This window comes from Pseudomonas sp. St290 (assembly GCF_018325805.1).
In the GTDB taxonomy this organism is placed as follows: Bacteria; Pseudomonadota; Gammaproteobacteria; order Pseudomonadales; family Pseudomonadaceae; genus Aquipseudomonas; species Aquipseudomonas bijieensis.
Genome location: NZ_AP014703.1, coordinates 6,411,221 through 6,426,618, shown reverse-complemented (window position 1 = coordinate 6,426,618; position 15,398 = coordinate 6,411,221). Strand labels below are relative to the sequence as shown.

The window sequence follows — 15,398 nt, the reverse complement described above, 5'->3', positions numbered from 1 at the left end:
CGGCCTTCCCTTTACTGAAGATTGGTGAGCTTCTCGATGGCCTGGGAGCCTTTGCTGACTATTTTCGCGGTCATCAGGCTTTCCAGGTGGAAGGATGATAATGACCGGTTCGACTGCAACATATCTTGCGGGTCGGCGGTGCGGACGGCCTTGATCATGTCGCGGTTGGCGCGATCATCCAGACGCTGCAATTCGCCGGAGCGACTCGACAACGAGTCAATGATGCGTGCCGCGACATTGTTTTCGCTGTCCGGGGCGGGGGCTTTCTCGCGCATTTGTGCGTTGAACCAACTGACATCGCTGGTTTCGGCACTGGCCTGTGGCCTGGCGCTCGTTTTGGCGGAAGTGGAGGCGAGGTTGCTGGGGTCGATGGCATGTACGTCCACGGAATATCTCCTGTTTCAATGGCTGGAATTCAAAGAGCGGGTGCCTTCAGGCGCACATCAGCCTCAAGACGTTGCGAGCGCTACCGGTGACGCTCAGGTGAAACTCGATTTCTTCCCGGCTGCGGCGCACGCGCTGGCGTATCGGGGCCTGTTGGCCGGCAAGGCGGGCCAGGGCGAAATCCAGCTCTTCCAGGGCAAGCTGGAACAAGCGAGTTTCGCGAGCGTCCAGTGCCGTGCCGCGGGCAATGCGTTCGGTCCATGTCCACCGTTCTGCGTCGAGGGTCGCCGGTGGGGGATAGCGCGTCGGGTGCTGGTCCATGAATGCCGCGATCTCGAACAACAGGTCCTGGTCGTCCGGTTCATAGCGCGCCTGGCCGTCACCTTCGTCGATGTCCAGTAGCGTCAACAGTTTCCTTCGGCCCAGGACCGCGATGATCTTGAGCAGCAGCGACAGGCTCGCGTCATGACGACCGCGCCGCGTGGCGTGATCGCCCTCCATTTCCCAGGCACCGAACAACGCGCCACAGAAGGGGTTGTTGGCACTGCCGAAATCGCTTTGGCTGTCCAGATCATTGTCACCGATGGGTTGCCGGCGATGGGCGAACATCTGGGCCAGATCGTTGAACAGGTCTTCATTGGAATAGGCGTCATCGATGTCGACATCGAGGTTGGAACCGGTGCCGCTGTTGATCTCTTCCAGGATGTCTTCCAGCACCAGGCGCAAAGGGTCTGCGGTCTCCGCGGCCAATCTGTCCTGGGGGTTGCGCCAGCCAAAGCGAGACTGTCCGCCCGTCGAACCCTGTTCGTCGCCCCACTGGACGAGCGACTCCCGCAACCGGTCGCCGGCCCCATGCAATGCCAGGTGCTCGGCGACCACGTTCGCCAGGCCCGGTGGAGTCTGGGCAGGGCGCCGCGTGGGCTCGTCATGGGACAGGTCTCTGAGAGCACGAAGGCTGTCTGGCAAGTCAATGTGCATAGGGCCTCCTGCGCATCGCGCTTGAGGTTGCCCCGCCGAAGCGGGGACTGAAGCGGATGGGTCAGAATCGTATGCCTTTGGATGCCTCCCCCATGGCGGTGATGGCTTTGGTTGCGGTGTCCATCGACCCTGCCGCGATTGCGTTCATGGTGTCTGCGACCAGTTTCTTCTGGTCGAATTCGGATTTCATGGTTGTCATCGCAGCCGAGGTCGCGTCCATCTGCTGCATGGCAGCCGTGGAAGCCGCGAGAGAAAGTCCACCAAAACTCATAGTCGTATCTCCGGGTTGTGGAATGGCGAGACGATCGTGAGCGTCTCGATGGTTAAGTGGCGACCGTTGCGTAAACGGTTCCACCGATCCCACTCAACTCGTCGATATTTGCAGGCACTTCATTCGGTAATACAGGGTGCGCCGGGCGATACCCAGTTCGGCGATGACCTTGTCGATGCAATGATGGTGGCGGCGCATGCAGTCCTCGATGAGGATTTTCTCGAACTGCTGCAGGTGCTCCTTCAACTTGAGCGTTGAACTGTTGTGTTCCAGTGGTTCTGCGCGGGGCAGTGCCGGCAAGCCGAGCACATATCGCTTGGCGGCGGATTGCAGCTCGCGGATGTTTCCAGGCCAGGAGTAGCCGAGCAGTTGGCGCAACAGCGCTGGTGAGGGAGCTACATAGGGTCGGTCAAGTGCCTGGGCCTCCCGCCGCACCAGCGACTGGAACAGCGGCACGATGCGTTCCTTGCGGCTGCGCAGAGGGGGCAGCTTGAGGCTGATGATGTTCAGGCGAAAATAAAGGTCCCGGCGAAACTCGCCGCGTTCGACCATTTCCCCCAGTGGACACTGGGCGGAGGCGATGACCCGCATGTTCACCGGGATATTCTGGGTCGAGCCCAGCCGCTGGACCGTCCTCGACTCCAGGACACGCAGCAGCTTGGCTTGCAGGCCCAACGGCATGCTGTCGATTTCGTCCAGGTACAACGTGCCGTTATGCGCGGCTTCGACGAACCCCGCGCGATTTTGGCTGGCGCCGGTATACGCGCCGGTATTGGCCCCGAAGAGCTGGCTCTCGGCGAGTGTTTCGGGGATGGCGGCGCAGTTGATCGCAACGAACTTGCCGGAGCAACCCGACATGCGATGGATCTTTTCTGCCAGCGTGTCTTTACCGGTGCCAGTTTCGCCGCGCAGCAGCACGTCGATCATGAGCGGGGCGACACATTGGACAAACGCCTCGAGGTTGAGGGCGTCTTCTTTATGGGGATTGGAAAGTGCAGCGCATAGCAGCTTTTGCATCACTGACGATTCCATTCTTGTTTGGTTTAGGAAGGTCGACAAGTTGAAAGATGAAAAGGCGTGTAAAACTTCCTCGAGTTAGCGCCGCCGCGCGACTGCACTGGAAATCAACATTTTGTTGGTTACGAGGTTTAGAGAAGAGATTAAAAAAAAGTTCATGCTGGCACGGCCGCTGTTAATCGATTCAGCTAAACGGTCGGCAGGCGTCAAATGCCCTGCACAACCCGCCTGGCACGGGGCACAGGCCGAAAAGGAGGGGCAATCGCGTCTTGGGGAAAAATTGGATCCGACAAACGGTTCAGCTCAGGCCTTTACTTTGAGTAAGAGCTCTAGAGGCGAGTACTGGGCTTAACTTTGTGGCGTCGCCCAAGAGCAAGCCGGCAATACGTGTTGTAGTTAATTTGTCAGTTTGAAACCGACCATGGGCAGTAACAGCCCACCGCCAACGTGTGAGTAGCATCAACTTCCCGGCCAATGCTCAATGCCTCCAGAATCGGTTCGATGAAGCTGTTGCTCGAGTTGCAGGTCAGGCCTTCGCTGTAGGGGCCGAAGTACGCCAGTTTGCCGCTGCGATCCCAGATTGCCACGGCCGGGCTGGCGGGAATCTGGTTCGATCCGGGAAGCGCCGGGAGGGTTTTCAAGCTGCTCAACGTGGCCGGCAGCCGACCTTGGCTGCCGGCTTTTTGTACCGCATAAAACTCGACGCCTTGCGGTACATATTTATCGATCAGCTCGGAAAGGTGCTGCTGGTTGCCGACGTTGCACGGGCATGCCGGGTCCCAGAAGTGCACCAGGCGTATCGCGCCAGGGCCGGCCAGATCGACAGGCAGGCGTAGAGGATCGCCGGAAAACACCGCGGTGTGTTGGCTGAAAGCCCGCAGGAAACGGCCCTGGAACCAGTCGTAGGCCGCCCACAATACGATGGCGCATCCGAGGGCAAGCAGGCTGGCGAGCAAGGTCGTGCGGTGGGATGGGCGCATGGAGTCGATCCTCTGAAGCCGCGTAGCTTGCCATGCCTGCCGCGACAGATGAATATCGCAGGCTTGTAAAGTCTGTTTCGCGCGATGCGCCCATGCCTGGAAACCTTGATGCCTGTCACTTTCGACCCCGATCTCCTGCGTGCCAGCCTGCAACCCTTGGCACAGTGGCAACCCCTGTCGGAACAAGCACAGGCTTATCAACGGTTCTATGGGCTGGACTTCCCCCAACGTGCGTTGCGCAGGGGGTTGGGGTGTTTCGAGATAAAAGGCTATGAACTGGTCAGCCAGGTCTGGTGGCCGGAAAAAGCCGTGGCGACTTTGTTTGTGTTCCACGGTTACTACGATCACATGGGGCTTTACCGGCACTTGATCGAGTGGGCCCTGGAGCAGAAATTCGCAGTGATCGCCTGCGACCTGCCGGGCCACGGCCTGTCCAGTGGCGAACGCGCCAGCATCGAGGATTTTGCCGAGTACCAGGCCACCTTGCAGGGCCTGTTGGCCGAGGCCGGGACGCTGGACCTGCCGCAACCCTGGCACCTGTGCGGCCAAAGTACCGGCGGGGCCATCGTCGTCGATCACGTGCTTAACCAGGGCGCACAGAGCCCGGCCCAAGGCCAGGTCATCCTGCTGTCACCCCTGGTGCGGCCGCGGGCCTGGGGTTGGTCGCGCCTGAGTTATTACCTGCTCAAGCCGTTCGTGACCGGTATCGCCCGGCGTTTCAGCGAGAACTCCACCGACCCGCAGTTCCTGCCCTTCCTGCAAGCCGACCCGTTGCAACCTCTGCGCCTGCCCACCGCTTGGGTGGGTGCGTTGGGGCAATGGATCAAGCGTATCGAAGCCGCCCCGAGCAGCCCACGCCAGCCGTTGATCGTGCAGGGGCAGGCGGACATGACGGTGGATTGGGTGCACAACCTGCAAGTGCTGCGCAGCAAGTTCGACCGGCCGCAGATATTGATGTTGCCCGAGGGGCGTCATCATTTGGCGAATGAGGCGCTGGCGATACGGAAGGAGATGTTTGGGTTTTTGACGAAGCGGATGAGCCGGGTTCGGCGGTGACTGGGTTATTGCCATCGCGAGCAAGCTCGCTCCCACAGGGTATTTAAGTGAACCCAGGTTTTGTGATCGTCGCAGACCCAGTGTGGGAGCGAGCCTGCTCGCGATAGCGGTGTCAGGGGCACAGAAGAGCTACTGCCCGAGATTCTGCCCCACCGCCAACCCCGCCCGAATCGCTGCCAAAGCCGCCTGATAATAAGCCTGGCCCTCGGTCGACTCGGCGAAGGTGGCGAACTCTTCCAGCTCGGTATCCGTGAGGTCACGGTAGACGTACAGCAGCGTGTTGTTCAGGTCCGCGCCGATCTGTTCCATCAGCCGTTGGCGCTGGCCGTTCAACATGCCCTGGGCCTGACCAGCGCCCAAGAGCCCCGGGATCATCGAACTCAGGCTGTCGGCTGCCACGCCAGCGATCGCCAGGCTGACTTCGGCGCCGGCCTCGCGAGCGGGCAGGGCCTGGGCCAGGTGACCGATGATCAACAGGCGGTTGTCGCTGGCTTGCATCTTCGGCAGGCCCTTGGCGTTTTTCGCCAATTGATCGCGTCGGGTCGCCAGCAACTCGGCCGCCACGACCTTGCGGCCCAAAGGTGATTGGAAAAAGTTCAGGGCCGCTTGAGGGTCGCGAAGATTCTTGCGCATTTGCGCCTCGGCCCGCTGGTCCATGGCCTGGGGGGCGAAACGTTGATTGCTGTTGTTCACCAGCGCCTGGAACACCGCCGGCGGCAGGCTGCTCTGGTAGCGCTGCTGGGCGGCGCTCAAGGCATCATTGAAATGCGCCCGCTGTTCCGGCCAACCGGCGACCTTGTACAACTGGTCGTAGCTGTCTGCCCAGGCGGGCAAAACGCAGAACATCAACAGTGAGAAAAGCAAACGGCGCATAGGGACTCCTGTCAGCAGCCGACTATTCTCCGTGGGGTGTGGGGTCTTGTCGAGAATTCGTATCAAGTTCGTACGGCGGTGCTATCTGGCGGCAAAAAACCTGCCGAGCGTCGCTGTCGGTTTTGCAGGCACAGGCATACTATGCGCGCCATGCAAATACCTTCTGATCACCCGCTGCTGTTACGTATCGTCGACGACTTGGCCGAGCGCGGCTGGTCGCAGCAGAACCTCTTCCTGCCGCAGGCGCTGACCCGTGCCCTGGCGGCCGAATGCCGCCAGCGTGCCGCCGAGGGCGAACTGGCTCCGGCAGCGGTCGGGCGCGGGCCGTTCTCGGAGATCCGCGAAGGCATCCGGGGTGATCGCATCCAGTGGATCGAACCCGGCCAGGCGCAAGCCTGCGACCAATACCTGGTGCTGATGGGCAGCCTGCGCGAGGCCATGAATCGAGGGCTGTTCCTGGGCCTGGAAGATTTCGAAAGTCACTTCGCCCTCTATCCACCGGGGGCGTTCTACCTCAAGCACGTCGACCGCTTTCGCGATGACGACCGGCGCACGGTGTCGGCGGTGCTCTACCTCAACGACGATTGGTTGCCGGAACATGGCGGCCAGTTACGCATGTACCTGGACGATGGCGTGGAGCACGACGTGGTGCCCATTGGCGGTTGCCTGGTGGTGTTCCTGTCGGGCGACATCCCCCATGAAGTCCTGCCCGCCACCCGCGATCGCCTGTCCTTGACCGGTTGGTTCCGCCGTCGCGGCAACGAGTTGTTCTGACGATGGAAAAGATCCTGGTCAGTCGCTGCCTGCTCGGGCATCGCGTGCGCTACGACGGTGGTGCCAGTGGGCCGTTCGATCAACTCCAGCAGTGGCTCGACGAGGGGCGGGTCGTGCCGTTGTGCCCGGAAGTCGCCGGCGGCTTGCCTACGCCTCGGGCGGCGGCGGAGATTCCTGGCGGGCAGGGCGGGCAAGTGCTCGACGGCCAGGCGGCGGTGATTACCACCGAAGGCGAGGATGTGAGTGCGCAGTTTCTGTCCGGTGCGAATCAAGCGCTGGAATTGGTGCGTACCCATGGCATCCAGATCGCCGTGCTCAAGGCCAACAGCCCGTCGTGCGGAAACCTGTTGACCTATGACGGGACGTTCAGCGGTGTGAAGGTCAGTGGCGAAGGCGTGACGGCGGCGTTGCTCAAGCGCCATGGGGTGCGGGTGTTCAATGAGTTGGAATTGGCTGACGCGGCAGCGGCCCTCAAGGCCTTGAGCAACGAATAACTGCTCAGGTGCCGATCGCTTTTGTGGCGAGGGGATTTATCCCCGCTGGGCTGCGTAGCAGCCCCAAAACCTGTCACCTCGGTGTGTCAGGTTAATCGTGGCCAACCATTTGGGGGCGCTTCGCACCCCAGCGGGGATAAATCCCCTCGCCACAGGGGGCACCATGGTCCCAAGCAGGATTTGTGTTATCTAGAGCCGCTGCGCCAACTGCTCAATCTGCTCCTGCCGCTCCGCCTGGCTCAACCGTGCCTGGGGATTGAGGGATGACCATTGTGGATGCGCCCGGGCCTTGTTCAGGGCTTCGGGCAGCTTGCCTTCGCGCCAGGTCTTGTCCTGGGGTGTGGCGATGCGGATGCTGTCCATCGCCGCGTGGCCGCGCTGGTTGAGGGCTTGCAGCAGTTGGCGTTGGCGCAGGGCCAACAGGCGCAGCACGCTGTCGTCCACTGTCAATTCCCGTTGCCCCTTGAGCTTGCCCATCAGCCGGTTGCCATAGCTGCGGGCGGTTTGCAGGGTGCCGCCGACAATGGCCCCGGCCAGGGCGGCGGCGCCAAGGGTCAGGCCGCCCACCAGCAAGTCGACGCCGGCCCCGGCCGCCGCGCCCGCCGCGATCCCGCCGCCGACCCGCACGCCCAGTTGCTTGAGGGTCTCGGGGTTGAACAGGTCGTCGCCCCAGCGCCCGTCGAGCAGCGGCAGATCGCTGGCGGCAGCGTCCTGGGGCCGGAAAGCGTAGAGCTTGAGCAGGGCCTCGACGCAGCGCTGCTCGCGCTGGCGCACCGCGTTGCGCAGTTCACTGATGGCCTCGCGTTCCAGTTCGGCGTCGCTGGCTACGCTGCGGCGGCAGGCGGCGCAGTCGATCAGCAGTTCGGCGATCAAGCGTCCCGCACTCTGTTGACGGGCCAGGCGTTGGGCCTGTTGGTCAGTGACCAGGCGTTCCAATTGCCCACGGGCACTTTCCAACAACAGTGCGAGGCTTTCATACAGGCGTCGCTCGCCGTCCTCGGGCGGGGCGACGCTGTCGAACCGTACCAGGGCGTGCAGGCCCAGGCGCGCCAGGGCTTCGCGCCAGTCGGGCTCGCGATGGTGGGCGCTGCTGACGAAATTCAATACCGGCAGCAGCGGCTTGCCACAACTGGCGAGGACTTCCAGCTCATCGCGGTACTTGGCCAGCACCGGTTCCCGGGCATCGATCACATACAGTCCGGCGTCGCTGGCGAGCAGTTGCCGCAGCACCTTGGCTTCCTGTTCGAAGCGCTGCCGGGCCTCGCTGCCCTCGAGGAAACGGGCCAGGCGTGCCGGGCCGTCCAGGCGTTCACCCGGGCGCTCCAGGCGCTCGAGGTAATCGAGCAGGGCGATGGCGTCCTCCAGGCCCGGTGTGTCGTACAGCTCCAGCAGCGCTTCGCCGTCCACCGACAAGCGCGCACCCTCGACATGCCGGGTGGTGCTCGGGCGATGGGACACCTCGCCGAAGCCGACGTCGCGGGTCAAGGTACGCAGCAGTGAGGTCTTGCCCACATTGGTGTGACCGACCACGGCCAGCTTCAGCGGCTTCATGGGCTCAGTCATGGCCGGTCTCCAACCAGTTCAAGGGCATGCAGTCGGCGAAGGGCAGCTGCAACTGTTGCAGCGCAGTGTGCCAGTCCCCGAGGCGTTCGGCGTCCAGGGCTTCGCCGGGCGGCGCCTGCAACAGCCAGACGCGGGTGGCGCTGGCGCTGCGGGCCAGCTCGGCGATCAGCGCCAGGCTGCCGCGATCCGGTGAACGCCGTGGATCACAGGCAATGGCCAGTCGTGCCGGAGGAAAGCGTGACAGTTGTTCGAGGAGTTTGTGGCGCGACTCGCGGCTGTCGAGGATGCCGGCGTTTTTCACGGTTTCGGGCAGCTTGGGAGGCCAGGGTCGGTCGTCCAGTTCGATCGCCACCAGCAGCGCGCCGTCGCTGTCCATTGCACTGACCGCATTTTCGATGGCGTGCAATTGCGCGGGTGCGGCGTCGTTGACCCCCAGGCGCTCGCTGCTGGGCATCAGCCGTTCACGCAATTGGGCGTAGCCCGGCAGGTTCAAATCCAGGCGCAGCGTGGCCCGACCACGCCGCCAGTGCCACAGACACAGCAGCGCCAGGCCCAGGCGCGGCACCACGCCATAGACCAGCAGCACGCCCACCAGCCAGGCGGCCCAGGCCTGGCGGGCGCTCTCGACGTTCAGCGCGGCGTCGCCACTGGCGCGGATCATCTCCTCGGTCGGCACACTGAAGCCCAGCAGTGCGGGCAGGGCGCCGAGGGCCTGGGTCATGGCGACGAAGGTGTCGCTGCCCAGCAGGGTGGTTTCCCAGACGAAGCCATAGCGCCGGGTCGCCATCAGCAGCAACACAATGACCAGCGCACTGAGCATCGCCAGCAGCCACAGGCCATTGACCAACACGCCGAGGGCCCAGCGATTGAGTTTATGCCTTTGCAGCAACAGCAGCAGGGCCGGCGCCAGTTGGGCGGCCTTGGCATCGCGGGCGAGTTTTTCGCTGAGCCACAGCCACAGGCGCCCCAGTGCGGCACCTTGCTCACCGGCGAAGATCAGGCCCAGGGCCCAGGAGATGAGCAGAATCAGGTTCAGCCCCAAAAGGCTGCCCAGGGCCCAGAACACGTTGACCGGGGTTTGCCCGTCGCCAAGTGCGGCAAACCCCAGGCCGGCGCCACTGATGATGGCGAGCAGCGCCAATGCGATCAGCGCCAGGCGTGCCCCTTGCAGCCAATGGCGCAGGGCCTCGGTGAGGCCATCGCGCTCGGCCAGCCAGCGGGCGCGGTGGCGGATGCGCGTGGATAGATCGCCGCCTGATGCACGGGCCAGGCGATTGGCTTCCTGGTCCTCGAGCGGGCCGGCGTGTTCTTCGCGCAGGCGTATTGTCTCGGTCAACCAGAGGTTCTGCAGTGCTGTCACGGGCGCTTCCGTTGCTCGAATGAGGGTTGAGCATAACCGCTGTGATGCCTGTCGGGGTACGCCGAGCCTCTGGTATCCTCGCGGCCATGAACAAAACTCTCCCCTTAAGCCTGATCGCAGCCCTCGGTGAAAACCGTGTGATCGGCGTCGACAACAGCATGCCCTGGCACCTGCCAGGGGATTTCAAATACTTCAAGGCCACCACCCTGGGCAAACCGATCATCATGGGGCGCAAGACCTGGGATTCCCTCGGTCGACCGCTGCCGGGGCGCTTGAACATCGTGGTCAGCCGTCAGCCGGATTTGGTGCTGGAGGGCGCCGAAGTGTTTTCCTCCTTGGAGGCAGCAGTGGCGCGGGCCGAGGCGTGGGCGCTGGAACAGGGCGTCGACGAGTTGATGTTGATCGGCGGTGCCCAGCTGTACGCCCAGGCCCTGGAGCAGGCGGATCGGCTGTACCTGACCCGCGTGGCGCTGAGCCCGGAAGGGGATGCGTGGTTTCCGCAATTTGATTCGAGCCAGTGGAAGCTGGTGTCGAACCAGCCGAACCCGGCCGAAGGGGACAAGCCAGCCTACAGCTTTGAGGTGTGGGAGAAGCGCTAAAAGCATCGCGAGCAAGCTCGCTCCCACAGTCGACCGATTTTTCCTGGTACAACTCGGTTAACTGTGGGAGCGAGCTTGCTCGCGATAGCGATCTAACAGGCGCCGCTAAATCAAGCGTGCACCAACTCCCCATGCTCGTCGGCATCCAGCAGGGCCTTGTCGGTCTGCTGCATCACCTGGCTGGTGATCGCCCCGGCGGTGATCGAGCCGCTGACGTTCAACGCCGTACGCCCCATGTCGATCAGTGGCTCGACGGAGATCAACAACGCCACCAGCGCGACCGGCAAGCCCATGGCCGGCAGCACGATCAACGCGGCAAATGTGGCGCCGCCACCGACCCCGGCCACCCCGGCCGAACTCAACGTCACGATCGCCACCAGCGTCGCGATCCATAGCGGATCCAGCGGGTTGATGCCCACGGTCGGCGCGACCATCACCGCCAGCATGGCTGGATAAAGACCGGCACAACCATTCTGGCCGATGGTGGCGCCGAACGAGGCGCTGAAGCTGGCAATCGCCCGCGGGATGCCGAGGCGGCTGGTCTGGGCTTCGATGCTCAACGGGATGGTCGCGGCGCTGGAGCGGCTGGTGAAGGCGAAGGTCAGCACCGGCCAGATCTTGCGGAAAAACCGCAGCGGGTTGATCCCGGCGGCGGACACCAGCAGGCCATGGACCACGAACATCAGGCCCAGCCCCAGGTACGACACCACCACGAAGCTGCCGAGCTTGATGATGTCCTGCAAGTTGGAGCCAGCTACCACCTTAGTCATCAGGGCCAGCACGCCGTACGGGGTGAGCTTCATCACCAGGCGCACCAGGCGCGTCACCCAGCTTTGCAGGGTGTCGATGGCGTTGATCACTTTCTGGCCTTTTTCCACTTCATCCTTGAGCAGCTGCAACGCCGCGACACCGAGGAACGCGGCGAAAATCACCACGCTGATGATCGAGGTCGGCTTGGCCCGGGCCAGGTCGGCAAAGGGGTTCTGCGGAATGAACGACAGCAGCAACTGCGGGATATTCAGGTCGGCGACCTTGCCGGCATAGTCGCTCTGGATCACCTGCAGGCGCGCCAGTTCCTGGGTACCGGCCACCAGGCCTTCGGCGGTGAGGCCGAACAGGTTGGTCAGGCCGATGCCGATCAGCGCGGCGATGGCGGTGGTGAACAACAGCGTGCCGATGGTCAGGAAGCTGATCTTGCCCAGGGACGAAGCGTTATGCAGACGGGCCACGGCGCTGAGGATCGAGGCGAAGACCAGCGGGATGACGATCATTTGCAGCAACTGTACGTAGCCGTTGCCCACCAGGTCGAACCAGCCGATCGAGGCCTTGAGCACCGGGTTGCCGGCGCCGTAAATCGTGTGCAGGGCAATACCGAACACCACGCCCAGCACCAGCGCCAGCAGCACCTTCCTGGCCAGGCTCCAGGTGCGGTGACGGGTTTGCGCCAGGCCGAACAGCAAGGCGAGGAATACCAGCAGATTGAGGATCAGCGGCAGATTCATCTAAAGAGACTCCGATAAGACGTGCCAGTCGCCCGAAGCCGCGACTGTGAGCCGGGAAGCCTAACAGCCTGATAACTAATGAATTAATACTAAAAACGCATGTAGATTGTCGTTTATGGAATAAGGCAGTGACGTTTACGGGTATGTCGCTGGCGCTATCAAGATGTAAGCGGTCGCCCACAGGCGAGGACTGTCACAGGCATTTGTTAGCGTCGAGTTCTTCAAACCTGGGAGGAATGCCGATGAAGCTCGTACCTCGTTTTCTCGCTGTCGCCTTGAGCCTGGGCCTTGCCGGCCAAGTGCTCGCCACCGAACTCAAGCACTGGCCGGCCGAGCAGGCCAAGGCCTTGGACGCGATGATCGCAGCCAACGCCAACAAGGGTAACTACGCGGTGTTCGACATGGACAACACCAGTTACCGCTACGACCTTGAAGAATCGTTGCTGCCGTTCATGGAGAACAAGGGCCTCATCACCCGTGAAAGCCTGGACCCGTCCTTGAAACTGATGCCGTTCAAGGACACGGCTGACCACAAGGAAAGTCTGTTCAGCTATTACTATCGCCTGTGCGAAGTGGACGACATGGTTTGCTACCCGTGGGTGGCCCAGGTGTTTTCCGGTTTTACCCTCAAGGAGCTCAAGGGGTATGTCGATGAGCTGATGGCGTCCGGCAAGCCCGTGCCGACCACCTATTACGACGGCGACAAAGTGGTCCAGTACAACGTCAACCCGCCCAAGATCTTCACCGGCCAGGCCGAGCTGTACAACAAGCTGATGGAAAACGGCATCGAGGTCTATGTCATGACCGCGGCGTCGGAAGAGCTGGTGCGCATGGTCGCCTCCGATCCGAAGTACGGCTACAACCTCAAGCCGCAGAACGTGATAGGTGTGACCACGCTGCTCAAGGACCGCAAGACCGGCGAGCTGACCACCGCTCGCAAACAGATCACCGCTGGCAAATATGACGAGAAGGCCAACCTCGGCCTGGAATACACGCCTTATCTGTGGACCCCGGCGACCTGGATGGCCGGCAAGCACGCGGCGATCCTGACCTACATCGACGAATGGAAAAAACCGGTGCTGGTGGCGGGTGACACACCGAGCAGTGACGGCTACATGCTGTTCCACGATGTGGACGTGGCCAAGGGCGGCATTCACCTGTGGGTCAACCGCAAGGACAAATACATGACCCAGATTAACGGCATGATGGCCAAGCACGCTGCGGCCCAGGCCAAGGAAGGGCTACCGGTGACGGCGGACAAGAACTGGGTGATCGTCAAGCCCGAGGATATCCAGTAAACCCGGGTTGCGGATGAACTCACCAACCCTGTGGGAGCGAGCCTGCTCGCGATGGCGTCAGGTCAGCGGCATTTTCTTTGGCTGATACGCCGCTATCGCGAGCAGGCTCGCTCCCACAGTTGATCATCTGTGACCTGTATCACCGCAAAGAAAATGCCCCGCACTTGGCGGGGCATTTTTATTGCGGCTAACGACGCTTACAGGCCGTCGAGCATCGCCTTGTTCCGCACCGCGCCCTTGTCGGCGCTGGTGGCGAGCAGGGCGTAGGCCTTGAGCGCGGTGGTGACTTTGCGCGGACGCACTTCCACCGGCTTCCAGCCTTTGTTGTCCTGTTCGACGCGGCGCCCGGCCAGTTCTTCGTCGCTGATCAACAGGTTGATCGAGCGGTTCGGAATGTCGATCAGGACCTTGTCGCCATCGCGCACCAGGCCGATGGCACCTCCAGCCGCCGCTTCCGGCGAGGCGTGGCCGATGGACAGGCCCGAGGTGCCGCCAGAGAAGCGGCCGTCGGTCAGCAGGGCGCAGGCTTTGCCCAGGCCCTTGGACTTCAGGTAGGAGGTTGGGTAGAGCATTTCCTGCATGCCCGGGCCGCCTTTCGGACCTTCGTAGCGAATGATCACGATGTCGCCGGCCTTCACTTCGTCGGCGAGGATGCCGCGCACGGCACTGTCCTGGCTTTCGAAAATCTTCGCGTTGCCTTCGAACACATGGATCGACTCGTCGACGCCGGCGGTCTTCACCACGCAGCCGTCCAGGGCGATGTTGCCGTACAGCACGGCCAGACCGCCTTCCTTGGAGTAGGCGTGCTCGACGCTGCGGATGCAGCCGTTTTCACGGTCGTCGTCCAGGGTTTCCCAACGGGTCGACTGGCTGAACGCGGTTTGCGTCGGAATGCCTGCCGGGCCAGCCTTGAAGAAGTGATGCACGGCTTCGTCGGTGGTCTGGGTGATGTCCCACTTGGCGATGGCCTCGGCCATGGTCTTGCTGTGCACGGTCGGCAGGTCGGTGTGCAACAGGCCGCCACGGGCCAGGGAACCGAGGATGCTGAAGATCCCGCCGGCACGGTGCACGTCTTCCATGTGGTACTTCTGGATGTTCGGTGCGACCTTGCACAGTTGCGGCACGTGACGGGACAGGCGGTCGATGTCGCGCAGGTCGAAATCGATCTCGGCTTCCTGGGCAGCGGCCAGCAAGTGCAGGATGGTGTTGGTGGAACCGCCCATGGCGATGTCCAGGGTCATGGCGTTTTCGAACGCCTTGAAATTGGCGATGTTGCGTGGCAGTACCGACTCGTCGTTCTCACCGTAGTAGCGTTTGCACAGCTCGACGATGGTCCGGCCGGCCTGCAGGAACAGCTGTTCGCGGTCGCTGTGGGTGGCCAGGGTCGAACCGTTGCCGGGCAGGGCCAGGCCCAGGGCTTCGGTCAGGCAGTTCATCGAGTTGGCGGTGAACATGCCGGAGCACGAGCCGCAGGTCGGGCAGGCGCTGCGCTCGTACTCGGCAACCTTCTCGTCAGAGGCGCTGGAGTCGGCGGCGATGACCATGGCATCGACCAGGTCCAGGCCATGGCTGGCGAGCTTGGTCTTGCCGGCTTCCATCGGGCCGCCGGAGACGAAGATCACCGGGATGTTCAGGCGCAGGGCGGCCATGAGCATGCCTGGGGTGATCTTGTCGCAGTTGGAAATGCACACGATGGCGTCGGCGCAGTGGGCGTTGACCATGTATTCCACGGAGTCGGCGATGATCTCGCGGCTCGGCAGCGAATAGAGCATGCCGTCGTGGCCCATGGCGATGCCGTCGTCCACGGCGATGGTGTTGAATTCCTTGGCAACGCCGCCGGCGCGTTCGATTTCCCGGGCGACCAATTGGCCCAGGTCCTTGAGGTGCACGTGGCCCGGTACGAACTGGGTGAAGGAGTTGGCAATGGCGATGATCGGCTTCTTGAAGTCGTCATCCTTCATCCCCGTGGCGCGCCACAAGGCACGGGCGCCGGCCATGTTGCGGCCATGGGTGGATGTTTTCGAGCGGTAATCAGGCATGGAGCACTCCGGGCGGCTAATCAGATATCAAAGGGGAAGTGAGCTTCTGTCGACGTCTGGAGCACCCGGGTTTGGCCGTGTGTCCGGAAGTGGCCGATGACTTTGCAGGATCACTGCGCGCCTCAGCATGAGCTCATAAACCCGCCGGGGATGAATGGCGATGAATGTCGCGATTCTACACCGCTGGCGCCAGGATGAAATGACGCAAAG

The 15,398-nt window shown here is 62.6% G+C and carries 15 protein-coding genes; 5 read left to right on the top strand and 10 right to left on the bottom strand.

Annotation, left to right across the window (positions count from 1 at the left end; genetic code table 11):
- Positions 1 to 11 precede the first annotated feature (11 nt).
- From sctI to PBDP_RS28230, 5 genes are all read right to left on the bottom strand, one after another.
- The gene (sctI, locus tag PBDP_RS28250) at positions 12 to 386 is read right to left on the bottom strand and encodes a type III secretion system inner rod subunit SctI (RefSeq protein WP_109752471.1); all 375 of its coding nucleotides are present in this window, start codon (positions 384 to 386) and stop codon (positions 12 to 14) included.
- A gap of 46 nt (positions 387 to 432) precedes the next feature.
- Positions 433 to 1,362 carry a type III secretion protein gene (locus PBDP_RS28245; protein ID WP_204334233.1) on the bottom strand — a complete coding sequence of 310 codons (930 nt, stop codon included), beginning with the start codon at positions 1,360 to 1,362 and terminating at the stop codon, positions 433 to 435.
- 61 nt (positions 1,363 to 1,423) lie between these two features.
- Positions 1,424 to 1,633, bottom strand: coding sequence for a type III secretion system major pilin HrpA (locus PBDP_RS28240; RefSeq protein WP_109752469.1), 210 nt, complete (start codon positions 1,631 to 1,633; stop codon positions 1,424 to 1,426).
- A 93-nt stretch (positions 1,634 to 1,726) separates the two neighbouring features.
- Positions 1,727 to 2,650, bottom strand: a complete 924-nt coding sequence (locus tag PBDP_RS28235) for a sigma 54-interacting transcriptional regulator (RefSeq protein WP_116833683.1) — start codon at positions 2,648 to 2,650, stop codon at positions 1,727 to 1,729.
- 404 nt (positions 2,651 to 3,054) lie between these two features.
- Entirely contained in the window at positions 3,055 to 3,630 is a 576-nt protein-coding gene (locus PBDP_RS28230; protein WP_109752464.1) for a DUF6436 domain-containing protein, read from the bottom strand.
- A 108-nt stretch (positions 3,631 to 3,738) separates the two neighbouring features.
- Here PBDP_RS28230 and bipL point away from each other — a divergent pair, with 108 nt between their 5' ends.
- Entirely contained in the window at positions 3,739 to 4,686 is a 948-nt protein-coding gene (gene bipL / locus PBDP_RS28225) for a phospholipase BipL (RefSeq protein ID WP_212801588.1), read from the top strand.
- 129 nt (positions 4,687 to 4,815) lie between these two features.
- Here bipL and PBDP_RS28220 read toward each other — a convergent pair whose 3' ends face one another.
- The gene (locus PBDP_RS28220; protein WP_109752461.1) at positions 4,816 to 5,559 is read right to left on the bottom strand and encodes a DUF2059 domain-containing protein; all 744 of its coding nucleotides are present in this window, start codon (positions 5,557 to 5,559) and stop codon (positions 4,816 to 4,818) included.
- A 141-nt stretch (positions 5,560 to 5,700) separates the two neighbouring features.
- Between PBDP_RS28220 and PBDP_RS28215 the strand changes: the two genes are divergently transcribed.
- Complete coding sequence (locus tag PBDP_RS28215; protein ID WP_212801587.1) at positions 5,701 to 6,333, top strand: 2OG-Fe(II) oxygenase; 633 nt, start codon at positions 5,701 to 5,703, stop codon at positions 6,331 to 6,333.
- 2 nt (positions 6,334 to 6,335) lie between these two features.
- Positions 6,336 to 6,827 carry a 2-thiouracil desulfurase family protein gene (locus tag PBDP_RS28210; protein WP_212801586.1) on the top strand — a complete coding sequence of 164 codons (492 nt, stop codon included), beginning with the start codon at positions 6,336 to 6,338 and terminating at the stop codon, positions 6,825 to 6,827.
- A 189-nt stretch (positions 6,828 to 7,016) separates the two neighbouring features.
- Here PBDP_RS28210 and PBDP_RS28205 read toward each other — a convergent pair whose 3' ends face one another.
- Entirely contained in the window at positions 7,017 to 8,390 is a 1,374-nt protein-coding gene (locus tag PBDP_RS28205; protein ID WP_212801585.1) for a GTPase/DUF3482 domain-containing protein, read from the bottom strand.
- Positions 8,383 to 9,750, bottom strand: a complete 1,368-nt coding sequence (locus PBDP_RS28200; protein WP_212801584.1) for a DUF2868 domain-containing protein — start codon at positions 9,748 to 9,750, stop codon at positions 8,383 to 8,385. The genes PBDP_RS28205 and PBDP_RS28200 overlap by 8 nt, the downstream gene beginning before the upstream one ends.
- Before the next feature lie 86 nt (positions 9,751 to 9,836).
- On the opposite strand from PBDP_RS28200, the gene PBDP_RS28195 reads away from it, so the two are divergent.
- Positions 9,837 to 10,349 carry a dihydrofolate reductase gene (locus PBDP_RS28195; RefSeq protein ID WP_212801583.1) on the top strand — a complete coding sequence of 171 codons (513 nt, stop codon included), beginning with the start codon at positions 9,837 to 9,839 and terminating at the stop codon, positions 10,347 to 10,349.
- Positions 10,350 to 10,459: 110 nt separating this feature from the next.
- Here PBDP_RS28195 and PBDP_RS28190 read toward each other — a convergent pair whose 3' ends face one another.
- Entirely contained in the window at positions 10,460 to 11,851 is a 1,392-nt protein-coding gene (locus PBDP_RS28190) for an L-cystine transporter (protein ID WP_212801582.1), read from the bottom strand.
- A 242-nt stretch (positions 11,852 to 12,093) separates the two neighbouring features.
- Between PBDP_RS28190 and PBDP_RS28185 the strand changes: the two genes are divergently transcribed.
- Positions 12,094 to 13,149, top strand: coding sequence for an HAD family hydrolase (locus tag PBDP_RS28185; protein ID WP_116833675.1), 1,056 nt, complete (start codon positions 12,094 to 12,096; stop codon positions 13,147 to 13,149).
- 197 nt (positions 13,150 to 13,346) lie between these two features.
- On the opposite strand, the gene ilvD is transcribed toward PBDP_RS28185, so the two are convergent.
- Entirely contained in the window at positions 13,347 to 15,188 is a 1,842-nt protein-coding gene (gene ilvD, locus PBDP_RS28180) for a dihydroxy-acid dehydratase (RefSeq protein WP_109752447.1), read from the bottom strand.
- Positions 15,189 to 15,398: the final 210 nt, after the last annotated feature.